At 35.7% G+C, this 23,947-nt stretch carries 20 protein-coding genes, 2 tRNA genes, 1 rRNA gene and 1 pseudogene; 10 read left to right on the top strand and 14 right to left on the bottom strand.

Annotated elements, in window-relative coordinates; genetic code table 11:
• The first annotated feature begins 158 nt into the window (after window positions 1–158).
• Complete coding sequence (locus J0L69_07890) at window positions 159–410, top strand: hypothetical protein (protein ID MBN8693101.1); 252 nt, start codon at window positions 159–161, stop codon at window positions 408–410.
• A gap of 30 nt (window positions 411–440) precedes the next feature.
• Window positions 441–968, top strand: a pseudogene (locus J0L69_07885) (recombinase family protein).
• A gap of 209 nt (window positions 969–1,177) precedes the next feature.
• Here the strand turns inward: J0L69_07885 and J0L69_07880 are convergent.
• The 9 genes from J0L69_07880 to J0L69_07840 all read right to left on the bottom strand — a co-directional run bounded on the left by J0L69_07880 (window position 1,178) and on the right by J0L69_07840 (window position 11,374).
• Window positions 1,178–1,351: a hypothetical protein gene (locus tag J0L69_07880; protein ID MBN8693100.1), complete on the bottom strand. Its 174-nt coding sequence runs from the start codon at window positions 1,349–1,351 to the stop codon at window positions 1,178–1,180.
• Window positions 1,352–2,016: 665 nt separating this feature from the next.
• Window positions 2,017–2,105, bottom strand: a tRNA-Ser gene (locus tag J0L69_07875).
• Window positions 2,106–2,170: 65 nt separating this feature from the next.
• Window positions 2,171–2,665 carry a 16S rRNA processing protein RimM gene (gene rimM / locus J0L69_07870; protein MBN8693099.1) on the bottom strand — a complete coding sequence of 165 codons (495 nt, stop codon included), beginning with the start codon at window positions 2,663–2,665 and terminating at the stop codon, window positions 2,171–2,173.
• Window positions 2,665–4,275, bottom strand: coding sequence for a CTP synthase (locus J0L69_07865; protein MBN8693098.1), 1,611 nt, complete (start codon window positions 4,273–4,275; stop codon window positions 2,665–2,667). The genes rimM and J0L69_07865 overlap by 1 nt, the downstream gene beginning before the upstream one ends.
• A gap of 55 nt (window positions 4,276–4,330) precedes the next feature.
• Window positions 4,331–6,316, bottom strand: coding sequence for a SpoIIE family protein phosphatase (locus J0L69_07860; protein ID MBN8693097.1), 1,986 nt, complete (start codon window positions 6,314–6,316; stop codon window positions 4,331–4,333).
• A gap of 38 nt (window positions 6,317–6,354) precedes the next feature.
• Entirely contained in the window at window positions 6,355–6,705 is a 351-nt protein-coding gene (locus J0L69_07855; GenBank protein MBN8693096.1) for a heavy-metal-associated domain-containing protein, read from the bottom strand.
• The gene (locus J0L69_07850) at window positions 6,702–7,331 is read right to left on the bottom strand and encodes a polysaccharide deacetylase family protein (protein MBN8693095.1); all 630 of its coding nucleotides are present in this window, start codon (window positions 7,329–7,331) and stop codon (window positions 6,702–6,704) included. Before J0L69_07850 ends, J0L69_07855 begins: the two co-directional genes overlap by 4 nt.
• 6 nt (window positions 7,332–7,337) lie before the next feature.
• Window positions 7,338–8,099 (bottom strand): class I SAM-dependent methyltransferase, encoded by a 762-nt coding sequence (locus J0L69_07845; GenBank protein ID MBN8693094.1) that lies wholly within the window; start codon window positions 8,097–8,099, stop codon window positions 7,338–7,340.
• 2 nt (window positions 8,100–8,101) lie between these two features.
• Complete coding sequence (locus tag J0L69_07840) at window positions 8,102–11,374, bottom strand: DUF2723 domain-containing protein (protein MBN8693093.1); 3,273 nt, start codon at window positions 11,372–11,374, stop codon at window positions 8,102–8,104.
• A gap of 134 nt (window positions 11,375–11,508) precedes the next feature.
• On the opposite strand from J0L69_07840, the gene J0L69_07835 reads away from it, so the two are divergent.
• From J0L69_07835 to J0L69_07825, 3 genes are all read left to right on the top strand, one after another.
• Window positions 11,509–11,581: transfer RNA gene (locus tag J0L69_07835), tRNA-Gln, on the top strand.
• 108 nt (window positions 11,582–11,689) lie between these two features.
• The gene (locus tag J0L69_07830) at window positions 11,690–12,004 is read left to right on the top strand and encodes a GIY-YIG nuclease family protein (protein MBN8693092.1); all 315 of its coding nucleotides are present in this window, start codon (window positions 11,690–11,692) and stop codon (window positions 12,002–12,004) included.
• Between the two features lie 124 nt (window positions 12,005–12,128).
• Complete coding sequence (locus J0L69_07825) at window positions 12,129–12,653, top strand: hypothetical protein (GenBank protein MBN8693091.1); 525 nt, start codon at window positions 12,129–12,131, stop codon at window positions 12,651–12,653.
• A 37-nt stretch (window positions 12,654–12,690) separates the two neighbouring features.
• Here J0L69_07825 and J0L69_07820 read toward each other — a convergent pair whose 3' ends face one another.
• The gene (locus J0L69_07820) at window positions 12,691–13,458 is read right to left on the bottom strand and encodes a hypothetical protein (protein ID MBN8693090.1); all 768 of its coding nucleotides are present in this window, start codon (window positions 13,456–13,458) and stop codon (window positions 12,691–12,693) included.
• 176 nt (window positions 13,459–13,634) lie between these two features.
• Window positions 13,635–14,411, bottom strand: a complete 777-nt coding sequence (locus tag J0L69_07815) for an ABC transporter substrate-binding protein (protein ID MBN8693089.1) — start codon at window positions 14,409–14,411, stop codon at window positions 13,635–13,637.
• Window positions 14,412–14,508: 97 nt separating this feature from the next.
• On the opposite strand from J0L69_07815, the gene J0L69_07810 reads away from it, so the two are divergent.
• From J0L69_07810 to J0L69_07790, 5 genes are all read left to right on the top strand, one after another.
• A complete protein-coding gene (locus J0L69_07810; protein ID MBN8693088.1) occupies window positions 14,509–15,408 on the top strand; it encodes a DMT family transporter in 900 nt (299 codons plus the stop codon).
• Entirely contained in the window at window positions 15,405–16,274 is an 870-nt protein-coding gene (locus J0L69_07805) for a YicC family protein (protein ID MBN8693087.1), read from the top strand. The genes J0L69_07810 and J0L69_07805 overlap by 4 nt, the downstream gene beginning before the upstream one ends.
• Before the next feature lies 1 nt (window position 16,275).
• A complete protein-coding gene (gene miaA, locus J0L69_07800; protein ID MBN8693086.1) occupies window positions 16,276–17,193 on the top strand; it encodes a tRNA (adenosine(37)-N6)-dimethylallyltransferase MiaA in 918 nt (305 codons plus the stop codon).
• A gap of 1 nt (window position 17,194) precedes the next feature.
• On the top strand, window positions 17,195–18,445 hold the full coding sequence (locus J0L69_07795) for an MFS transporter (protein ID MBN8693085.1): 1,251 nt from the start codon (window positions 17,195–17,197) through the stop codon (window positions 18,443–18,445).
• A gap of 179 nt (window positions 18,446–18,624) precedes the next feature.
• Window positions 18,625–19,935, top strand: coding sequence for a hypothetical protein (locus J0L69_07790; protein ID MBN8693084.1), 1,311 nt, complete (start codon window positions 18,625–18,627; stop codon window positions 19,933–19,935).
• Here J0L69_07790 and J0L69_07785 read toward each other — a convergent pair whose 3' ends face one another.
• The 3 genes from J0L69_07785 to rrf form a co-directional block, all read right to left on the bottom strand.
• Entirely contained in the window at window positions 19,936–20,811 is an 876-nt protein-coding gene (locus tag J0L69_07785) for a DUF4249 domain-containing protein (GenBank protein ID MBN8693083.1), read from the bottom strand.
• A gap of 2 nt (window positions 20,812–20,813) precedes the next feature.
• Complete coding sequence (locus J0L69_07780) at window positions 20,814–23,189, bottom strand: TonB-dependent receptor (GenBank protein MBN8693082.1); 2,376 nt, start codon at window positions 23,187–23,189, stop codon at window positions 20,814–20,816.
• 425 nt (window positions 23,190–23,614) lie between these two features.
• A 5S ribosomal RNA gene (gene rrf / locus J0L69_07775) occupies window positions 23,615–23,727 on the bottom strand.
• Between the last annotated feature and the right edge of the window lie 220 nt (window positions 23,728–23,947).

The raw sequence follows: 23,947 nt of genomic DNA, 5'->3' as shown, positions 1-23,947 counted from the left end.
ACAGGAGAAAGCTATAAAATCAACCTGAAAATTGGGCAAATTTAGGGCGATTCGAGGGCATTTCTTTATTCCAAAAGATGTACGTAAATTAGCTATTGTATTGACAATCAATATAATAAAAATGAAAAGGGAGTATAGAACGGAAGTCAAAAATAGAAATGAAAAGTGAGAGCGAAAATAATAAAGGATTAACGGTTGAAAAACTAAGAATGTTAAAAGGTTATGAAAGTGTGAGCGATGAACAAGCAAATAAGATTGTATTATCAATCAAAAAACTGGCTGTTCTTTTATGCGAACATCTTTCAAAACTAAAAAAGAAAAATGAGATTGATGAATCAACTGAAGCAAAAATAATTTTATTGAATGCAGAAAATAATGAATCAGAAATTGAATACAGAAAACAAGCGTAAAAAAATTAATAATAAAAGAAAGGAGGCAAAATGACAGAAGAACAAATAATAGCAAATCGGTTTGGACGCTTTGGTAAAAAAGAAGTAAAGCAGTCCACATCCAATTTAGCAGTTATGTACACAAGGGTTTCCGGCAAAGGTCAGTTTGATAAAAACGAGTCTTTGGAAACTCAGCGTAAATCAATTGAGGAATATGCCAAGCGCAATAATCTCACAATTGTTTCAACGTTTGGTGATACTTATGAAAGTGCAAAAACCGATGCACGAAAAGAGTTTCAACGAATGTTGAGTTTTGTAAATACAAGCAAAGGAAAAATAAGCACCATTTTGGTTTACAAAATGACTCGCTTTAGCAGAACAGGAGGCAAAGCTATTTCCATTGCAGATGAACTAAGAGAAAAGCACGGGGTTCATATTAAAGCAGTAACAGAACCAATCGACACATCCAATCCAAACGGAGTTCTATTTCATGATATGCAACTTTTGTTCGGGCGTTGGGATAACGAACAACGAAAGCAAGTTGCAATGGCAGGAATGAAAGCCAAATTTGAAAAAGGAATTTGGGTTGTGAAGCCACCGCAGGGTTATGATATTGTTAGAACAAGTGGTGAACGTAAAATTGTAGTGAATGCGGATGGAAAGAAAATTAAAAAAGCGTGGGAATGGAAACTAATGGGTATGAAGAATGAAGAAATTATTTTGAAGCTTCAGGCTATCGGTGTAAAAATGTACAAACAACAATTGCATAAGATTTTCATTAACCCATTTTATTGCGGATTAGTTTCGCACGGAATGCTGAACGGAAAAGTAGTTGAAGGAGTGCATGAAAAAATGATCTCTAAGGAAACGTTTATGAAAGTGAATGAAGTCATTTCATCTTCAACTAAATTCGGAGTACCACACAAAGCAGAAGATGTAAATATTCCACTTAAGGTTTTCATTAAATGCTCGGATTGTATTCAGCCATTTACAGGCTATATTGTAAAGAAGAAGAACTTGTACTACTATAAATGCAGAACAAACGGCTGTAGGTGCAATAAAAGCGCAAAAGAAATGCACCGTTTGTTTTCAGAGGAACTTGAGAAATACGAAGTAAAGCCTGATCTGAGCGAAGCAATCAAAATTGAATTGGAAAGCACCTACCATGAACTGAATAAAGACTCCGTTGAAAAGGAAGCGATCCTTAAGGCGAGAATTGTCGAACTAACAAAGGACATAGAAACGCTTGAGGAGAAGCACTTCATAAAAGAGGAGATGCCCAAGGAAACCTATGAACGTTTTAGAGTAAAATACACTAAAGAATTTGATAAAATCCGAATGGAAATGGCGACTTGTGGGATTTCCATTTCGAACCTAAAAGAAATGATAAATGAAGCAGTAATTCTTTGCCGAAACCTGCGCCAACTGTGGCAAGATGGCGGTATTGCAATGAAAGAAGGATTGCAAAACTTACTCTTCCCGTCCGGTTTGGTATACGACAAGAAAACTGGTGCATTTCGAACCTCTGAAATCAATTTTATAATTGCACAAATCGCCCGACACACGGGCGATTTGGCTTTAATAAAAAAGGGACTTAGTTCTCTTTTTGAGCCTAAGTCCCTTTCAGCGGTGAAGGGGGGATTCGAACCCCCGATACGGTTTAACCCGTATGACAGTTTAGCAAACTGTTGATTTCAGCCACTCATCCACTTCACCAGTGATTTGAGAGAGGGCAAAGTTATTTAATTTTTTTTATTGAAGAAGATTTTACCCCATTTTTTTTACTCTTCTAAATACATGTCTATCAAGCCTTCAGGAGCATTGTAATGTAATTGCTTTTTGGCCTTATGTACTTTGGTAATTAATTCTTCGGTAAATGGTAATAGAACTTCTTTTCCTTTCACTTCAACGATTAATAAAGGATTGGCATCTCCGCCTTCAATTCCCTTTATCTCCCCTACTTCACCTTTAATTTTATCAATTAAGACAAAACCCGCAAACTCAAACTCATCTTCCTTAATGATGTATTTTTCATCAGCCAAAACTTCCTTATTCTTTAATGCAGAGGCTGCATTCACATCGTTCACACCTTCCAGTTTTACTAAAAAACCTTTATTAAATTCTGTCATTTCCTCAATGAAATAAGGCGCCTGAGAGCCCTTGCTTTCAATGAAGACTACATTCATACTCTCATCAAAATCGAGTGATGTGAATAAAATTAAATGCCCTTTTAAACCGTGTGGTTTACTAAAATATCCTATGGGTTTTAAATTCATTATTTGCTATCAATAGCCGCTTTTACAAAGGCTACAAACAATGGATGCGGTTTTTCAACCGTGCTCTTATATTCCGGGTGAAATTGTACACCCATGAAAAACGGATGCTTGCTGTTTAATTCCACAATCTCTACCAATCCTGCATTTGGATTGATACCCGAAATAATCATGCCGGCTTCTTTAAACTTCGTCAGATATTCGTTATTGAATTCATAACGGTGACGGTGACGCTCGCTGATTTCTTTCGCACCATAAACTTTGTAAGCTAAGGTGTTTTCTTCTAAACGACACGGATAAGCGCCTAAACGCATGGTGCCACCCATGTGCGAAATATTTTTTTGTGCTTCCAGTAAATCAATTACCGGATTGCTGGTAGCAGGATTCATTTCCCGGCTATGCGCGTCTTTTAATCCCAATACATTACGCGCAAATTCAATCACAGCACACTGCATACCTAAACAAATTCCGAAAAATGGAATGTTATTTTCACGGGCATATTTAATGGCTGAGATTTTTCCTTCGATACCACGATTTCCAAAACCAGGTGCGACTAAAATTCCTTTTAATCCTTTTAAAGTTTCTTTTACGTTTTCATCAGTTAAACTTTCGCTGTGAATCCAGTTTAATTTAACCTTTACATTATTGATAGCTCCGGCATGGATAAATGCTTCCGCTATGGACTTGTAAGAGTCTTTTAATTCTACGTATTTTCCTATTAAACCAATTTCAACTTCCTGTGTTGGATTATGTAATTTATAAAGAAAATCTTTCCAGGTCTTTAATTGTGGTGCGCCATCAACTGAAACGCCTAATTTCTTTAGTACTACCACATCCAATTCTTCTTCTTCCATCAACACCGGTACTTCGTAAATAGTAGAAGCATCTAAGGCTTCAATAACTGCATTTACATCTACGTTACAGAAAAGGGCAATCTTACGACGGATGTCGTTATTAATGGCATGCTCGGCACGACAAACCAATACATCCGGCTGAACACCATATTCCAAAAGTAACTTAACAGAATGTTGAGTTGGCTTTGTTTTTAATTCGCCTGATGTAGATAAATATGGTAATAAGGTAAGGTGAATAACCGTACAATCGTTGCCCATTTCCCATTTAAGCTGACGAACAGCCTCGATGTATGGCAGAGATTCGATATCACCAACAGTGCCTCCAATTTCAGTAATTACGAACTGATATTGGCCGGTTTTTCCTAAAAGTTTAATGCGGTTTTTAATTTCATCGGTGATATGTGGAATTACCTGAACTGTTTTTCCTAAAAATTCCCCTTTGCGTTCTTTTTCGATAACCGATTGATAAATGCGGCCGGTTGTAACGTTGTTTGCCTGAGAGGTAGGAACGTTCAGGAAACGCTCGTAATGCCCCAAATCCAAATCTGTTTCGGCGCCATCGTCTGTTACATAACATTCTCCGTGTTCATACGGATTTAAGGTACCCGGATCAACGTTGATGTAAGGATCTAATTTCTGAATAGTAACAGTATAACCGCGAGCTTGTAATAATTTGGCCAGAGATGCTGAGATAATACCTTTTCCGAGAGACGATGTTACCCCGCCGGTAACAAAAATATATTTGGTGTTGGATGACATACAGTTTTGAATAAAAACTGTTTTCAAAGGTAACTAAAATGGGATGAACTGCAAACTAAATCTTAATACCAATTACTAAGATATCATCCACCTGTTCATAACTGCCTTTCCAATCGTAGTGGGCACTCAAAACCTGCCTTTCCTGCTCTTCCATGGACTTTCCGGCCACGTTTAACAGCAAGGATTTAAAGTTCTTGGTCATGAATTTTTTACCATCCTTACCTCCAAACTGATCGGCATACCCATCACTGAACACATAAACCGCATCGCCCTTGCTCAATTGTACCGAGGTTTGGTTAAACTCGTAGTGGTCGGGGGTAAAACCTGCGATTGCCACTTTATCGGCTTTGTATTCGTTAATATTTCCATTACTTATCACGAAAAGTGGTCGGTTAGCACCGGAAAAAGCAACTGTATTGGCGTTTAAATCAAAACGTAACAAAGCAATATCGAGGCCATCCTTTTGCTTAGACTGGTCGTCGTGCTGTTTTAAAGCTTTTTTAATTTCGATATTAATGTGGCTAAGTATTTGAGACGGTTCTCGTAATTTCTTTTCAAATAAAGCCTGACTGATTTTATCAACGCTCACTATACTCATCAAGGCGCCGGGAACACCATGCCCTGTACAGTCGGCTGCCAAACAATAAAAGTAATTTTCGATTTTATGAAACCAGTAAAAATCGCCGCTGACTACATCTTTAGGACGATAAAAAATAAAGCTATCAGGGAAAACAGTTTTGAGTTCATTTACATCCGGGAAAAAGGAGGTTTGGATGCCTTTAGCGTAATGAATACTGCTTTCTATTTCCTGTTTCTTTTGGGATATAATAGCGTTTTGTTCTTTGAGTAATAAATTGGCGCTATTCTTCTCTTTATTTCGTTTGTACAATAAGTAAGCTATCACAATAATTACAAGTAAAATAACGCCTACTCCCATAAGCGCAAAACGGTTTTTTTGCGTTTTTAATTCCTGTATTTCGTTAGCTTGTTTTAACTCCTGGATACTGGTTTCTTTTTTTTCTAATTCATAATTGTTTTTAAGATCGTTTAAAGTAGAGGAATTAATTTCCTTCTGAATCGAATCATTGAAACTATTATATCGCTCTAAGAAAAATAAAGCTTTCTCAGTATTGTTCTTTGCCTTATACGTTTCGTAATAATTCTTGTAAATAGTAATGAGTATATCCCTGTTATCATTTCGCAAACAATGTAAATAAGATAAGTGAAGCATTTCTAAAGCTTTATCTGGCTCGCCAATCATCGTATGATATCCTGATAAATTAGCAAGATTCAGAAAATACCCTACTGAGTCTTGTGATTTATTGAAATAATACTGGCTTTTTTCGGTGTAGTAAATGGCTGACTTATAATCGCCCGATAAAGACATAAGCTGACCTATATTCGCATAAAAGATGGCAAGCTTATTATTTGACTTCATAATCTTTTGCAATTCAATACCGCTGTTGTAATACTTTAGAGCCGAATCAAAACTTACTTTTTGCTTATCGGTAGCATATTTATCGTTAAACATGTTTCCGAGCGCATTATATACTTTAGAAATTCCGAATGTATCCTTAAGATCAATAAAAGTATTGAGTGCCTTATAGAAATAATGCGCTTCATTGTATTTTTTTTGTTGAATACAAATTATCCAACCTATGTTATAAGAAGAGTTGGCGATTCCTACCCTATCATTTAACGAGTCGTTGATACGATACGATTTAAAGTAATATGACTGCGCTTTGCTGTAATCGGTATGAAACCAATACGCGTCGCCTAAAGCGTCATAAGCCCTAACAAGCACTTTTACATTTTTGTTTTTTTGGGCCAAGCGAATCGCTTCACGAGAATACTCATAGGATTGAAGGAAGTTTTCGTTTTGGGTTAGTTCGGCTAATCGAAGCAGGTATTCTGTTTTTTTATCTTCATCAATAGCGAATTCAACAGAATCGGCATAGCGCTGTTTTACATCTTTTTTCTGACTGAATACCCAAACCGGAATCAGTAAAAAAAACAAAACACATAGCCTCCTTAAATTCATACCTGAATAAAGGAACTAATTTAATAATAAAACTGAGATTATTTAGATTCGAAAGGGCGGCGTTCGTACTGACAACACTGAGGAAGGTTGTCGTATGCGTAATCGTTCGCGTAATATTTTTCGTTATCGTACCCTACTTTAGCAACCGCTTGTAATACGGCATCCACCGATATAATATTCGTATCTAATTGAAGGGTTAAAAGTTTAGAATCAACATCCCAGGAAGCCTTAGAAACGCCATTTAAGTTACAACTGTTTTCTATGGTTGATTTGCATTTCTCACAATTTCCCCAAACATGAACTACTGACTCAGATGAAGATGGTCCTTGCTTACAGCCTATAAAATTAAGACTTACAAAAAACAAAATTGCGTATACGTACTTTCTCATTTAAGATGCGATAAGGCTACAAAGTTATAATTTAATTTTAAAAAATACTCAATTGTGAGTGGTAGTGCATATTTTATGTTTTTTTCGGCTTTTACATTGTCATGAAACAAGATGACACTTCCCTTTTTTACATTTTTTTTAACGTTTAAAAAGCATTGTTCAGGGCTTATTTTTTCATAATCGTAAGAAATCACATCCCACATAACAATCTTATAACCATGCTCTAAAAGCTTTTTGTACTGCGGACGTTTTAATTGTCCGTACGGCGGTCTAAAGATTTTAGTTTGAGTAAGAGCTTCACACTTTACGGTATTCTCAAGATAATCGGCTGTTTTGGTTTTAAAACCCTTAACGTGATTAAAGGTATGGTTAGCGACCAAATGGCCTTCCTTTATTATTCTGTTAAAAAGTTCCGGGTGCTTTTCGATATTATTTCCAACGCAAAAAAAGGTGGCTTTAACATTGTATTGCTTTAAAATATCCAGCACCCATTCGGTTAATCCCGGAATTGGTCCGTCATCAAAGGTGAGGTAAAGATTCTTTTCTTCATTTTTTACATTCCAAACTGCTTTGGGATATAAAAGCTTTAAAGCTCGTTTAGGCTGTAATAAAACTTTACTAAGCAATTGAATTTACTTTTCTGCGATGTAAAACAAATCGAGGCTGGCGTCATCCACTTCCTTCAGGAAAAAATCAGATGATTTAATACCTGCTGTTAAGTCGGTATTAGATTCCAATAACTTCTTTCGGTTACGGCGATTCATAATATCGTAAGGTATTTGTAAAATCTGGCGTGGTAATATCCATTGGAGATTTAATACATCATACTTCATAATCTTATTCACCGACTCCTTATTCTTCTCGTAATAATCCATCACCACCTTGTTACCATAAACCCCTTGTGTATTCACATTTTTGAAATGTTTCTTTAATAAAGTAACCAATTCATTGGGTTTATATTCACGAATATGCCAAGGGTTGCGGCTTAATGACATATGGCGATTAGGAGTTGTTACAATAAGTTTACCACCGGGTTTTAAAACGCGAGCAATTTCTTTTACGTATAAACCATCATTCACAATGTGTTCGATAACCTGGAAGGTAACCACAAAATCAAATGTATTGTCGGCAATGCCTTTAAATGGCGGAACCGTCATTTGAAGGAACTGAACATTTGGATAGGTTTTAAAATCAACATCACACACAAACTTATCGATGGTGACAAATTTATCGACCACGGGAGCAATGTACTTTACACCATAACCGGAACCGGTACCAATTTCAAGAACCTGTCCTTTTACCATCTTAGCAGCTTCTAAATAGGCGAAGATGCTTCGTTGTAAAACATAATTATCAGAACTATCAGTAGCGCTTACGCGTTCGGCTGTTGACATATTTAATTTGATATTGGTTGCGATGCTTCTTGTTGCGGCATTAATTCCTCAGGAGGAACTACAGCCTGAATTCGCGTCATAAATTCCTTTTGTAAAGCATCTTGTTTAAACTGCATAGTTAAGCTTACTAAACGGCGCATAATTTCTTTAGCCTGATTAATTTCGCGACCATATGCTGCACGGTGAATTCCTTTTTGTTTGTTATATACTTTTAAGTCGCCCTCAAAAATATCGAACAATTGTTTAGCTAACTCATTTGCTTTTTTAGTTTCACCTAATTGATAATATCCTGCAGTGATTGTAAACAATGTTGCATCATATGGAATATTTGTATCCGGCATTTTTTCTAAGCACTTATCTAATACCGCTTTTGCTTTACTGTTTTTACCTTCTCCAATTAACGCATTAGCTAAAATCGACATTTGCATACGAAGGTTTCCGGCCATACGCATACAGTTTTCATCTAAGTTAACACCCGGCTTATCCATTCCACCCCACAAGAATTTATTCATGATATTATCATACATTACTTCCGTATTTACTCTTCCTCCACCCATTTCTTCTTGTTCAGTTTGTTTGATTGGAACCAAACGGAATGCTAAACCTTCTAATTGGAAATATTTTTCTAATCCAATATAAGCATCGCTACCGGTTGTTACCGCAAAATAAATCGGACGCTTCCAATCGTTATGCGCTACTAAATCCAATACCATTAAATCATTTTTAGTGATGGCACCACGACCGATAGACCAGTTAATAGATTTAACCAAGCGAGCAGTGTCTTTCACATTGATTACTTTGTTTTTCATTACAGCTAAAGAATCAACCGGTGAATAGAACTGCTTAGTTGGAAGATAATCTAAATAACCTCCTCCGTATTCAAACTTATTAGCAGGGTCATCGCTCTCAATAAACTCAATGGCTTTTTTGATATTCATTGGCCCTTGATTTTTATCGAACAAATAAACCACTTCGCGTAAACGCTGCGTTAATTTTTCTTCAGGTATTGTAAATGGTACCGGTGCTGATTCATAAGCCGCACGGCGCATCTGATTAATGTACCAATCGGTTTGTAATAAACTTAAGTTAACAACACGCACATCCGTACGAATGCCTTCCACTTCTTGTGCATACCAAAGAGGGAATGTATCATTATCTCCATTGGTAAATAAAATAGCATTTGGAGCGCAAGACTCTAAATAGTTAATCGCACAATCACGTGACAAAGTTCTTAATGAACGATCATGGTCATCCCAACCTTGCGCAGCCATAATTCCGGGAACAACCAATGAAACTGCAGTGGCAATAGCTGCAGCCGATTTTGCATTGGCTTTTTTACTTAAGAAATCATACAAGAATAGAACACCAAATCCAATCCAGATTGCAAATGCGTAGAACGAACCGGCGTAAGCGTAATCACGTTCACGTGGTTGATACGGTGTTGGATTCAAATAAATAATAATAGCCACACCTGTTAAAAGGAAGAATGAACCAACTACCCAGGCACCACCTTTATTGTTTTTGTAATGCCACCAGAATCCTAATAAACCAAGAATCAATGGTAGTCCGTAAAAATAATTTGCTGCTTTATTATTTTTCATCACATGAGTTCGCAATGAACTATCTGAATCTAATAACACATCGTCAACCGCCTTAATACCGGTTACGGCATTTCCTTCGAGAGTATTATTATTCATGCCCTGAATATCATTTTGTCTGCCTATGAAATTCCACAAGAAATAGCGGAAGTACATATAGTTTAACTGATAATTCAGGAAGAAACGGAAGTTAGCACCGAATGTTGGAATTTCGATGGTTTCCACTTCTCCGGTTTGCTCATTGGTACGATTTAATGTTTTATGATTGTTTGCTACATCACCCCAATAGCGATACGATGCCTCATGATGACTCTGACTACTCCACATACGTGGAAAAATTGTACAGAAACGTTCATCATAAACCGGAATTGAATGTTTACGATCGTCAACAACAATGTATTTTCCTTTTTTCTCATCCTTCATGTAAACAGGATTTCCGTTTTTAAACTCATTTTGAGATTTGGTTGGAGCATTGTAGTATTGTCCGTATAAAATTGGCCAATCACCGTATTGTTCACGCAACAAATAAGAAAGCATATTCGGTGCGTTCTCCGGATCATTTTCATCCATTGGCGTATTTGCTTGCGAACGAATTACTAAAACAAAGAATGAAGAGTAGCCAATTAAAATTGTAGCTAAACTCATCATGATAACATTTAAATTATTGTAATTGTTTTTAATTTTTGTGATACCGTATAAAATCGCACCGAAACTTAAGGCACGGGTAAACATGGCGCCACCATTTCCGGCACTAATTACGCAAAGGATGGCAAAAGCAACTGCTGAATAAAATCCAACCTTATAATATTTTTCAGATTTGGTTGAGCTATAAGCTATGAAAGCCGCTAAAGAAGTAATTAGCAATAAGAAATAAGCAATTGTTCCGGAGCTGAAGCCCATTCCCAATGAATTGGTGAAATAAACCTCACAATCGGAAAGGAACATTACAATTTTTGGAATAATAAGTGATTGTACAGTACCCAAAATCAAAACTGAAACAGCACCTGCAATAAAGAAACTCTTCCAGGTAAAGGTGTATTTTTTGTAATAGTAGATGAAGCAAATAGCAGGGATAACAAGTAAGTTTAACAAATGGACACCAATTGACAAGCCCATTAAGTAAGAGATTAAAACAATCCAACGAAGAGCGCCAACCGGATCGGTAGTGTCTTCTTCTTCCCATTTCAAAATAGCCCAGAAAACTACCGCTGTAAAGAAAGCCGACATCGCATAAACCTCCCCTTCCACAGCTGAAAACCAGAAAGAATCGGAAAAAGTATAAGCTAAAGCACCAATTGCGCCGGCGCCTAAAACAGCCCATTGCTTTCCTTGAGAAAACTCCTCACCCTTTTTAACAATTCCTTTATAAGCTAAACGAGTAATGCTCCAAAAAAGGAATAGGATAGTAAATGAGCTGCATAAAGCCGACATAATGTTAATCATCATACCCGCGTTAGCCGGATCGCTGCCGCCAAACAAGGCAAAGAAACGGCCGATTAGAAGGAAAAACGGTGCTCCCGGAGGGTGACCAACTTCCAATTTGTAGGCACAGGCAATGTACTCGCCGCAATCCCAGAAACTGGCTGTGGGTTCTATGGTTCTTACATAGGTAAAAGTTGCTACGGCAAAAACCAGCCATCCCAAAATATTATTTAATTTTTTAAAATCAGACGTCATATTGTAAAAAGGTAAGTTGCGAAGTTAATAAAATGCCATTTACAGGCTAGAAATAAACGTTTAATTTTTTTCAAATATTATTTGCGTAAACAGAAAATTTGTTAATTTTGCACACGCTTTAAAAAGCACGGTACTGTCCGATGGTGTAACTGGCAACACGTCTGATTTTGGTTCAGAAGAGTCTAGGTTCGAAACCTAGTCGGACAACTAATAAAGCAGAAAAAATCGCCCCCTAAAGGGCGATTTTTTCGCTTTATTAACCTGAAGCGAATGAACCGGAGGTGTATTCTGCTTCAGGCGAATTTTAAACCTATGCTGCCATATTGTGTTTATATATTGTTCAGCGAAAAAGATAGCTTACTATACATTGGATTCACTTCTAATTTGGAAGAAAGAATTAAAAATCATTTTGCAGGTAAAACTAAAAGCACCTCTTACAGATTACCTTTGAAGTTAATATTTGCCGAGTACTACCTTTTCAAAGAAGACGCTTTAAAAAGAGAAGGATATTTTAAAACCACCGCCGGAAAAAAGGCTATTCGACTCATGTTAAAAAATACGTTAGAAAATTTAGGCTATAAAATCAAATACGAAAACCTTGGAGTTGTGAATATAGACGAAAAGGATTGATAGCAGTAAAAATCGCCCCCCTAAAGGGCGATTTTTTTATTCATATCGGTTAATAAGTTTCATAAACCTGAATGGCGGCGATTGCGTATAATTGAATGTCACAAGCTTTTCTAAAACCGTACTTATGAATCTTTATACACGATTTACTTCATTCTTTATTCTATTACTGTTTTTTAATTTCTCGATTGCGCAGAATCTCGATTTTGACTTTGTTAAAAACTGTATCAATTATCCTGAAGAGGAATTAATTCAGCAACTAAGCTCTAAAGGCTTTCGTTTAATTGCCAAAGAGCATAAAAATGTTGGCGATAAATTAATTAATAAATCAGACTATTATTCCAATAAATCGGCTAACGATCTCTCTGTTGAAGGGTCAGCGGAAACTGCCATTTTTTCAAACGGTAAAAAATCTAAAAGAACTGTGTTTATTTCATTCACCCAAAATCAATCATTTAATAACTTTAATAGTTTGGAGGCTGAAATAAAAAAGAATTTTAAAAAGGAAAATGTATTTCAAAGTGAAAAGTACGAGTCGAGCATTTTGAAATTTTCGAATGGCGAAGTATTGTATTATCTATTTAAAGAAGAGGAAGCTTATTACATAATAGTTGCCAATTCTCCTTTAGAGGAAAGTTATTTCAAGAACTAAGTAAAATAAAAAGCCCCCTGAATCCGGGGGCTTTTTTTTATTCGTTTCCGCTATCTTTATTACTTTGTATTCCTTTCTCAGGATGTTCCGGATCAAAGAAGATGTCGTAAAAATTAGATCCTTTATGATAGCTAATTGTTAAAACAGATTTTTTATCCCATTCGCTAATTGGCGTTTTGGTCATATTTGTAATCGTTTTATAACAAGAACTGAATGTTTTCACTTTCCATTTTGCCTCATTGTTTTTAGGATGCCATCTTGCAAAATACAACTTAGCCTCTTTTTCTTTACCGCAAGTATTTAAACGCTTGTTATATGCTTCTACTAATATTAACATGTATATTGAATCTCCAACCTGCTTTTCAAACAGCACCATTTTTGTTTCAGGATCAATAATAGAAGAATCATTAAAACACTTAGTAAGATTTGTGTCTTTATTTACGATGTTGATGCAAAGCTTCCATCTCTCGCCTGCTTTTTTAGGCCTACGGTTCTTAATATAAAAAACCTGATCTCTGCTTTTCATCGCCTTAACAAAGGCAACGCGAATTGAATCATTACGCTTTTTTACATCTTTAAAATATGTTGTTTTACCTGTTACCGGATCTGTCTCAGATTCAGACGGTAATTGATATTCCAAGGCAGCAGCAGCAGTCATACCCTCATACAATGCGTAACCCATCACCGAATCTACGCTTGGTCTTTCTGCGGTTTCAGATGTTTTTGTTGGGTCAATTTTTTTTCCTTTTTGCGCGTTAGCAACAATAGCCAACGAAAGGAAACAAAACACGAGCAATCTTTTCATAATAGTAAATTTACGTTATACAATATTAAAAACTTTGTTTCATAGGTTGGCATGCAAGTTTGATGCAGTTATTAGTCAACAAATGTTAATTTAGAGAGTTCTGAAATCAAATTTACAAACAAAGCCTGTACAACACTGACAATCTGGTAATTAAGTAGATTGAGAGTTATTAGAAATTAAGCTAATAATTGATTTAAATAGTCAGGAACTTTTAACAAACGACTCCCGTACCAGCTAAACATCTCTCCATCTACTATTTTCACTCTGCCTTTTCCAAACAAAACCTCAAATTCGCTGATATGTTTATCCGAAAAAGGGAAAGGCTCTGTTGAAAGCATTATCAAATCTGGATTTAACGATTTTATTTCTTGAACATCGGTAACCGGATAGCGTTCTTTTTCTGCGAATAAATTTATCATCCCCGCTGAATTTATAATTGAATGAATAAATGTATTAGAAGCAGCGGCCATCAATGGATTGTACCACATCAGATAAACAACCTTTTTATTTTTTAGATGTGTATTATTCACCAGCGAAAATTTCTTCTGAGTTTGATCCGATAATATGGCTGCTTCCGATTTTTTTCCGGCTAATTCACCGATTGATTCTATCATTCTCAATGCATCATCAATCGTATAGATATCACTCATCCATACATTAAATTCTTTGCGTAATTCTTCGATTTGTGTTTTATCGTTTTCTTCTTTATTTCCAATAATCAAATCGGGTTTTAATAAACGTATCTTTTCCAGATTCAATTGCTTGGTCCCGCCTACTCTTTCAATGCGCTCAAACATCGCCTTTGGATGAATACAAAACTTTGTAATTCCTACTAATTCATTTTTTAAACCCAAATCCCATAACAATTCACTTTGTGACGGAACTAAAGAAACGATACGTTTCGGTATAGCTTTTAATTGAATTGTATAACCTGTTTGGTCGGTATATTGCATTGTCTTTGTACTCGTCTATTTCCCTCGAAAATTAGCACAATTGTAGGGCTTAAAAAAGTATTTATCCAAATTATTCTTGCATCTTTGCATACCCCTTATGAGCGACGCACTTAAAGCCCATATTTCATTATTTGCTGCACAAGTTATTTACGCGCTCAATTATTCTATAGCCAAAGATTTGATGCCGGTTCATATCGGTCCTTTAGCTTTAGTATTTCTTCGCATTTCAGGAGCTTGTTTACTGTTTTGGATATTATCATTATTTGCTCGAAAAGAATCATTAGATGTGGGCGACTTAAAAAAAATGGCGATTCTGGCCATCTTTGGTGTTTTCGTTAATCAGGTGTTTTTTATTTACGGATTAAGTTTAACGATCCCCATCAACTCCGCTATTATCATGATTTCAAATCCGATTATGGTGATTGTATTTACACTGATTGTTTTTAAAGAGCGAATTACCTTTTTAAAAATATCCGGATTGAGCTTAGGTATCGCGGGCGCTGTATCCTTATTATTATTCAGAGGTAATTTTGAGTTTGGAAGTGAAAATATTGCCGGTGATTTAATGACGCTTATTAACTCTGCGTCTTGGGCGGTTTTTGTAGTGATGGCAAAACCATATATGCAAAAATACCAAACCGTAACTGTTATGAAATGGATTTTTCTTTTCGGATTAATCTATATGACGCCCATTGGTATTTACGATTTACCACATGTGAACTGGTCGGCTTTTACACCTGAAATTATTGGCGCAATTTCCTTTGTGGTAGTGGCCACTACTTTCCTCGCCTATCTGTTAAATACTTACGCTTTAAAAGCATTAAGCTCATCGGTGGTAAGCATGTACATTTACACGCAGCCTTTTTTAGCAACCATTTTTGCTGTAATTTTAGGCAAAGACAGTTTAACTCCAATTAAAGTTCTTGCCGGAGTTTTAATTATTACCGGCGTGTATTTGGTGAGTTATAAACCAACAAAAAAAGAAATTATTAAATGATTAAATCAATGACAGGCTTTGGAAAAGCCACGAAAGAGTTTACCGATAAAACTGTGAATGTTGAAATTCGTTCTCTGAATAGCAAAGGAATGGATTTGAGTTTACGTCTTTCCAGTATTTATCGTGAGTTTGAATTAGAATTACGTAACGATATCAGTAAAAAATTAGAGCGCGGTAAAATTGACTTAAGCATTTTTGTGGAAAGTAAAAATCAGGAAACACCTGTTGATATTAACACCGATTTAGCCAAAGCCTACCATAAAAAGCTTAAAGATTTGGCTAATGATTTAAATGAAAACAGTGATTCATTATTGTCGCAAATCATAAAACTTCCTGATGTTTTAAAATCTGAACGTAAAGAAGCGAACGAAAACGAGTGGAAAGAAATTAAAACAGTTATTGAAGTAGCTATTGAAGGCTTGAACAAATTCAGAGATGATGAAGGAAAGTCAATTGAAAAAGACTTTACGGAGCGATTAAACATCATTATGGATTGCTTAGAAAAAATTAAAGAATTGGATAAGCTCCGTATTGAAAATATAAAGAAACGTATTAAAGGTAACATCACCGAAGTAATCGGAACAGAAAAAATCGACATCAATCGTTTTGAGCAAGAGCTAATTTATTACGTTGAAAAACTCGACATCAACGAAGAGAAAGTACGTTTAAAAACACATTGCGATTATTTCCTTAAAACCATGAAAGATCCTTCGAGCGGAAGAAAATTAAATTTCATTACGCAAGAAATAGGCCGGGAAATTAATACGATTGGTTCTAAAGCGAATGATGCTGAAATACAGAAACTGGTTGTGTTAATGAAAGATGAATTAGAGAAAATAAAGGAACAAAGTAACAACGTACTATAAATTGAGCACCGGCAAAAAATACTTGGTAGTCATTGCCGGACCAACCGGTGTTGGAAAAACTGCTCTTGCTATTCAATTGGCCAAGTATTTTAATACAGAAATAATTTCGGCCGACTCACGCCAATTTTACAAAGAAACAAGTATAGGAACAGCAAAACCTTCGCAAGAAGAATTAAATGCTGTTACACATCATTTTATTAATACTTTAAGTATTCATCAGAATTATAGCGTTGGTGATTTTGAAAAAGATGTGATAAAACTATTACATGAATTGTTTACTAAACATAACATCGTTTTTTTGGTAGGTGGATCCGGATTATACATTGATGCAGTTTTATATGGTGTTGATGAATTTATAGAGGTGTCGGAAGCTACTCGTCATTTCGTAAAAGAGAATTACTCACAAAAAGGAATTTCCTGGTTACAGGAGGAAGTTAAAACTAAAGACCCTGTTTACTTTTCTAATGTCGATCAAAATAACCCGCAACGACTTATGCGTGCACTGGAAGTTTGTAACGAGAGCGGAAAACCTTACTCTTCTTTCTTAAAAAACAACACTTCCGAAAGAGAATTCGAAACCATAAAACTTTTAATCAATCAGCCACGTGAAATTTTGTACGAGAAAATTAATAAACGTGTCGATAAAATGGTGGCAGATGGATTGGAAGCAGAAGCTCAATCACTTTATCCGTTTAAACATCTTAATGCATTAAATACGGTCGGATATAAAGAATGGTTTATGCATTTTTCGGGTGAAATTACCCGCGAAGCGGCAATTGAACTTATCAAACAAAAAACACGCAATTACGCGAAACGTCAGTTAACCTGGTTTAAAAATCAAGATAACTATGAGGAATTTGGTCCGGATGATTTTGAAAAACTAAAAGCTTATCTCGAAATAATTTTGCAGCACTCCTAATATGTCGAATTTTCTGCACGATTATATAAAGATTGAAAAGCCTGTGATGAGCGTCATCATTTCGGAGTTTTTTATTCAGTTGGTGAATGCCACATTCATGAACATCCTGCCTCTCTACATGACCCGCGAAGGTTTTTCGGATGAAGAGATTGCTTTGTACATCACGTTTCGGTTTCTTGGTGTATTTGTTTTGGCTTTGCCATTCGGGAAATTAATTAAAGGGAAACCACTCGTTCCCCTGTTTTATATATCCAACATTTTTGTTCCGTTATTTGGACTACTCATTGTCCTTTCAATAGCATTAAAAATAAAATGGCTTATTTTAATATCTTTATTGCTTTGGGGCGCTTCATTCACCTTCATGCAAATTCCAGTTGCTCCTTTTATTTTGCGTAATTCAGCTAAACACAATCATACGGCAGGAATATCGTTGAGCTACAGCACCTGGAGTTTTGCTAGCATATTAAGTGGTGTAGTCATTGCCTTACTTGATATTATCAATCCAATAACGTTTAACGAGAAAAACATTTTAATTATTTTTTCCATTTTGGGATTTGGTGGGTTACCGTTTTTAATGCGAACAAAATTTAATGAGGTGATAGAAACGCCGAATGAAGAAACACCTTCATCCAACAAAAATGAAAGCAATTGGCCATTAATTTTTAAAGCATTAGTCCCTACTCTTATTATTGCAACAGGTGCAGGACTAACCATTCCCTTTATTAGTTTATTCTTTGATAGGGTACATCACCTTGACAAAGGCGGATTTTCTGTTATCAGTTCCATTGCTGCGGTTTTAGTTGCATATGGCGCAATGTTGGTTCCAAAAATTAAACATAACATTGGTTATAAGATTGCGATTCCTACAACCCAGTCCTTGGCTGTAATTTCATTAGTTGCGCTCGCAACCACACAGTTTTATAGCCAGTATTCTGTTGCGCTTTATATTGCGATTGCCTGTTATTTACTTCGTCAACCATTAATGAATATGGCCGGCCCTATGACATCTGAACTCGTTTTGAATTATGTAGGAAAAAACAATAGAGAAATCACCAGCGCCCTTACTTCTGCCATTTGGAGTGGCAGTTGGGTAATCAGCGGATTCATGGTAAAAATCATGTTTGGTCAAGGATTTGAATTCGTGAATATATTTTTAATCACATCGGCACTCTATGCTTTTGGTGTATTTATGTATTATATGTTAATTTTAGACTATATTAAACGAGAAAAAAGCGGACTCATAGATAACTGATGCGATTTTACCTGTACATATTTTTTATTCCGTTTTTTATAAACGCTCAAAGTGTCAAGAAAAACATCCTGAATGCTTCTTCTATAAGTTTTAGAAATTCTATCTATATATTCGGACTCGAATCAGACAAGGCAGGATTAAATTTTAAACTGTACAAGAGTAATATCGGCTTGAACAAAATGGATTCTGCTAAAACTTTTCTCGAAAAAGAAAAAGCAGAAAATTATCTCGATATAAGTGTAGACACTTTACATGGCTACTTAAACTTCTATTTACAAAAAGCCAATAACAAAAATCAAGCTGTTTTAATCCGATATAACGATTCTTTGAGATTAATTGTGAAGTCTGCGCCATTTGAATCCAATAAAATAAACAGTCTCACTACTTTTGAAAACGAAATTTACACTTACAAGAATTCAACTTACACTATTCGTACTTCTGAAGACAGCTTAGGTCGTCAGTTTTTTCTGAATAAATATACTGTTGTCGACGAAAAGAAAGTGTTTGAATATAAGCAAACCTGGCAATTGCCTTTAGAAAAACGGAACATTAACACAACGCATGTTTTCTATGCAGATAATGAATTTGTATTTGTTTATGTGAACATTATTTCCGGTGAGAAAAAAGGACAATGGGTATTAAAAATTGACGCGAAGAGTGGAACTGTTTTGAAAGGAATAAAGTTGAGTCCGAAAGGAGATCCCCGTTGTTTTATTTATAATGCCCACCATTATGACACAAAAAACAAAACATTACTAGTAACCGGAAATGCCTATACGGATGAGCAAATTGATTTTGAAAACGGAAAATTCACCTTTAAAAATCTCGATAAACAAAACAATTATTTTTTCACTGTAATTGATAGTACATGTGAAAACATTCAAAGATTGGAAAAAACTATTCCGTTTGTGTTTGCAGTAAACAAATCAGTGACTAAAGAAGTTTTCTCATATCATGTGAAAGTAAAGGAATTAAATAAAACAGGAAATGGAGAATACAAAGCTTCATGTTCGGTTTACAAATCATTAAACAACCAGTTAACCTTTTTGTATGAAAGCAGTTTTAATTATACACTATCAATGAGTGAGGAAGGTTTAGAACTGTATGCTGATAAATTACATTTACCATTATGTAATTTGAAAGGTTTTACCTCCGGTGATCCTAAAGATTTAAACGGAAAAATAGAATTAGTACGCGTTAATGAATTTGATAAGTTCTTATATAAATGGCCGGTAAGTGACATGGAAACGCATTTTGGGAAAGATGATTTGAAAAACCCGAAATGGATTTTATCGACCTCCAATTTAATCAGCGGAATAAATACATTTCACGATGTCAGAATCGGGCTAAAAGGCGCAGAGAAAAAAACAATATTGGAAAGCAGTAAATACAACCACCCAATTATTTATAAAGTGGCTGGTGATAAAATTATTCTGTTTTCTGGCGACAAAGAAACAGGAGCTGCCTCATTGCAAATTAAAACCTGGTAATTATTTTATTTTCTTCCAAGCAACTGAAGTATTCGCTACACTAAACCAACCAATAGCTTTGGTAGCGCCATCCGGTGTAATAATATTGGTTTTTACATTTTCCGGAGTAGTAGCAAATAGTCCTGAGTTGTTCGTTTGATTGATTACCTGCAGTAAAAAGAAGTAAGTTTCCTTGGTTATTGCATGTATTTCCACCGAACAAGAATCGCCTAACTCATAAACTTCACCGAAAGGTGTAACATTTGTAATAATTGGAGGCGTAAAAAGTAAGGTATCACCAGATGGAACACTTCCATTAGTTCCATCGATTGCAATATTAATTTGATTACTTTTATTAAATGGAATTCCGTTCTTAGAAGTTTTTACCCAATAATAATCTGATTTAGGTCCGGGTAAATCACGTGCCCATAAAACACAATAGTATCCTGGTTCAGAAGCGAAAATACTGGAACCATCTTCATACTTCGCGCTAATACTGTCTAATTTCGCTGTACGGTTCGATTCAGTAACTGAACTATATGTTTTACCATTGTAAGTTACATCAAGTTTATAATTATGAAACCAATGTACTATTGTATCCGAAGCTGTTGGCGTATAGATGTAATCCCCATTATTGATATCTGTGAAATTATAAATTTTACCATTAGATAAATCCGTTAACTTAACTGTTGCTCCAATTATAGCAGGAGGATTTTTAGAACTGAAATAATCATCCGTATACGTAAGCCTTACTTTTTGATTGGTTTTATTTCCATTTATAAATGCGTCGATCACAACCAAATCTTCACCTTTGTCAAGTTCAACTTGAATAACATCCTCACAAGAAGTAAATACAACTGAAAGGACAATACTAAATAATATGCTAAATCTTTTCATAATTAGAATCTGAAATTATATGTTAATGCAGGAATGACTGTACCGATTACAGAATAACGAACAGCCTCTGTTTGCATAGGCTCCCCTTCTTTTGTACGGAAGTAAATTGAGAAAGCATTTCTGCGGTTGTACACATTGTAAACACTCACCACCACCGAATGACGTTTCTTTGCCTCAGGGTTACGTGTTAAATTATAAGTAACAGCCAAATCTAAACGGTGATAAGGTGTGTTACGATAGTTATTTCGTTTGTTTTCTGTATTATAAGGAATATTAATAGATTGCAATTGTAATTTAGCATTTGGGAAAGTAGCCGGGGTTCCGCTTAAATAAACAAAGTTAGCAGAGAAACTAAAGCGTTTCCAATCGTAGGTTGCAGAAGTGTTCACCATGTGCGTTCTATCGTACTTCGAAAAGAACCATTCATCGTTAGAGATTCCGCGTACTAAACGCTCCGTTTTAGAATAAGTATAACTTAACCAACCTGTCAATTTTCCTTTTGTTTTGCGTAAGTAAACTTCTGCTCCGTAGGCTCGTCCTAACCCTTGTAATAATTGTGCTTCTAAGTATTTATTTAAGAGAAGGTCTGAATTATCAATATAATCCAATTGATTTTGCATGTACTTGTAATAAATCTCAATGGATGTTTCGTACATATTCTCTTTAAAATTTCTAAAATAACCGATAGCACCTTGGTCGGCCACCAAAGGCTTAATATTGTTCGTTACCGGAGTATATACATCTAACGGTGTGCTAGCCGCGGTATTAGAAACTATCTGTATATATTGAGCCATCCGGTTGTAGCTGGCTTTAATGGAACTTTTATCATCAATCGTGTAATTAAGAGCCAAGCGAGGCTCAGGATTGTGGTAGAATTTAATCGACTCCCAGCTTTTAGCCTTCTCCTCGCGGTCCAATGGTAGTTCTTCATTTGGAATAGTATCGCGATAATAATACACGGTTCCTTCACCCAGGTAATTGTAAAAACTCCAACGGATACCATATTCAGCTGTTAAGCGTGGTAAAAGTTTTTGTTCATTACCTAAATACACACCGTATTCAATTCCTTTTTTATTTTCGAGACTGATATTTATGGTGTTGCTTTTATTATCCGTAACTGCAGCCTTACCCGGAACGAAATCAAAATAAATGGCCTGTACACCAAAGCGAATTGTGTTTTTACTATTTAAATAGTAAGCAAAGTCAGGTTTTACGCTGTAATTAATAATATTTGACTTCCATTCGAATTTCTGACTGGTCCCTTCTTGCTTAAATCCTAATTGATAATCGTAATTACTATAGAATGCCGTCATATTCATAAATAATTTACTATTGAAAATATGATTCCAACGAAGAGAAGTCGTTGTATTTCCCCAATTAAAAGTAAAACCGGCACCAAACACATCTCGTCCGAGATATCCACTTAAGAATACAGTGTTTTTATCATTAATCTTCCAGTTAATTTTTGCCGTTAAATCGTAGAAGTAAAATTTAGCATCCGCCAATTCAGGCTGACGTTTTTTAAGCGCTGGTTTAGCAAGAACATCAATATAACTTCTTCTTCCTGCAATGATAAAAGAAGCTTTATCTTTTTTAATTGGCGCTTCAATTGCTAAGCGACTAAAAATAGTTCCAATTCCGCCATTCACTTCGTAGGTCTTACTGTTACCTTCTTTCATACGGATATCGAGAATAGAAGAAACACGTCCGCCATATTGAGAAGGAATTCCTCCTTTAATCAACTTCACATCTTTTACCGCATCCGGATTAAATACTGAGAAAAATCCGAATAAGTGAGAAGAATTATAAACCGGGGCCTCGTCTAGCAACACTAAATTCTGATCAATATTTCCACCGCGTACATTAAATCCACTTGCACCTTCACCAACGGTTGTTACACCGGGTAAAAGTTGAATTGTTTTAATCACATCCACTTCACCGAGGAGTGCCGGCATTTTTTGAATTTGTTTAATATCCAATTTTGCCACACTCATTTCCATGCTCTTTACATTTTTATCTGCAGCTTCAGCGGTAATTTCTACCTCTTGTAAATCGCGGCCTTGTTCCTTAGGCTCAAAATTGAGTGTGGTATTTTTTGTAAGATCAATTTCTTGCGTAATGCTAGTGTAGCCCACAAAGCTGATGAGTAAAGTATGTTTACCGGCAGGAAGCGTAAGAGAGTAAAAACCATATTCGTTGGTAGAAGAGCCCAACTGAGTATCCTTCTTGTAAACTAAAGCACCAATAAGAGCTTCTCCGTTTTTACCATCTTTTACATAGCCACTTATAGTGAATTTTTGATTTGGATTAGTAGAATTTTCTTGTGAGAAAATAAATTGTGGAATTATAAGAAGTAGTAGAATGAGACGATTTAGCATAATAATATATTTCGGTTTGCAAACTTAGGAAACTATTTTCAAACAAATAGTTTCTTTCACATTAATTAATAACCGTTAAACAAATTAATAGCAGATTAGTTTAGTTTTAATGAGAAGAGTTATCTCACGCACTACGGTTAGATTCGTGTAAATGGCATTATTTATTTTGTATAATTGCCACAAAACAAAAAACCCCCGTAATACTACGAGGGTTTTTCTTTGTAATCCCGATAGCTATCGGGATGGCATCTTAGATAACTCTTAGTGACTGCAAGGCTATAAGCCGCAGCAGGCGCTTAGAGATATCTAATCCCGAGTCTGCCGCGAGCGTAGCCTCGTGGTGTAGTGAAGCGTAGCGTCGGGAGACATGCTTAAGAATAATTCAAAAAAAAATCCCCCACCTTATTCAGATGAGGGATATTTAAAATTGGCATCGACATACTCTCCCGGGCTTTAGGCCAAGTACCATCTGCGCAGGCGGGCTTAACTTCTCTGTTCGGAATGGGAAGAGGTGATCCCCGCCGCTATAGACGCCATAAAGGGATTAATTTGAGGATTTAGGGTTTAGGACTTGAGGATTTAGTGAAAATCACTGTATCCTATTTATCCTTCATCCTGTATCCTTAAAAAATACATACTGAAAAAAGACACAAGGCGTGCAGCTAATAAAAGCTGATGCGCATAACAGAAAGCTTACGGATAATTAGTATTACTCGACTTTGACATTACTGCCTTTACATCTGTAACCTATCAACGTA

Source organism: Bacteroidota bacterium, assembly GCA_017303905.1.
Taxonomy (GTDB): domain Bacteria; phylum Bacteroidota; class Bacteroidia; order B-17B0; family Aurantibacillaceae; genus JAHEYG01.
Note: the sequence above shows the minus strand (reverse complement) of the source record. Positions and strands in the feature narration are given on the sequence as shown.

Coding starts and splice junctions, on each gene's coding strand:
- J0L69_07780 (MBN8693082.1), bottom strand. CDS start 23,189: ATGCTAAATCGTCTCATTCTACTACTTCTTATAATTCCACAATTTATT.
- J0L69_07855 (MBN8693096.1), bottom strand. CDS start 6,705: ATGAGAAAGTACGTATACGCAATTTTGTTTTTTGTAAGTCTTAATTTT.
- J0L69_07790 (MBN8693084.1), top strand. CDS start 18,625: ATGGATTCTGCTAAAACTTTTCTCGAAAAAGAAAAAGCAGAAAATTAT.
- J0L69_07805 (MBN8693087.1), top strand. CDS start 15,405: ATGATTAAATCAATGACAGGCTTTGGAAAAGCCACGAAAGAGTTTACC.
- J0L69_07865 (MBN8693098.1), bottom strand. CDS start 4,275: ATGTCATCCAACACCAAATATATTTTTGTTACCGGCGGGGTAACATCG.
- J0L69_07825 (MBN8693091.1), top strand. CDS start 12,129: ATGAATCTTTATACACGATTTACTTCATTCTTTATTCTATTACTGTTT.
- J0L69_07815 (MBN8693089.1), bottom strand. CDS start 14,411: ATGCAATATACCGACCAAACAGGTTATACAATTCAATTAAAAGCTATA.
- J0L69_07840 (MBN8693093.1), bottom strand. CDS start 11,374: ATGACGTCTGATTTTAAAAAATTAAATAATATTTTGGGATGGCTGGTT.
- J0L69_07845 (MBN8693094.1), bottom strand. CDS start 8,099: ATGTCAACAGCCGAACGCGTAAGCGCTACTGATAGTTCTGATAATTAT.
- rimM (MBN8693099.1), bottom strand. CDS start 2,665: ATGAATTTAAAACCCATAGGATATTTTAGTAAACCACACGGTTTAAAA.
- J0L69_07785 (MBN8693083.1), bottom strand. CDS start 20,811: ATGAAAAGATTTAGCATATTATTTAGTATTGTCCTTTCAGTTGTATTT.
- J0L69_07860 (MBN8693097.1), bottom strand. CDS start 6,316: ATGAATTTAAGGAGGCTATGTGTTTTGTTTTTTTTACTGATTCCGGTT.
- J0L69_07810 (MBN8693088.1), top strand. CDS start 14,509: ATGAGCGACGCACTTAAAGCCCATATTTCATTATTTGCTGCACAAGTT.
- J0L69_07880 (MBN8693100.1), bottom strand. CDS start 1,351: ATGAAAACCTTAAGTGGAATATTTACATCTTCTGCTTTGTGTGGTACT.
- J0L69_07890 (MBN8693101.1), top strand. CDS start 159: ATGAAAAGTGAGAGCGAAAATAATAAAGGATTAACGGTTGAAAAACTA.
- J0L69_07795 (MBN8693085.1), top strand. CDS start 17,195: ATGTCGAATTTTCTGCACGATTATATAAAGATTGAAAAGCCTGTGATG.
- J0L69_07820 (MBN8693090.1), bottom strand. CDS start 13,458: ATGAAAAGATTGCTCGTGTTTTGTTTCCTTTCGTTGGCTATTGTTGCT.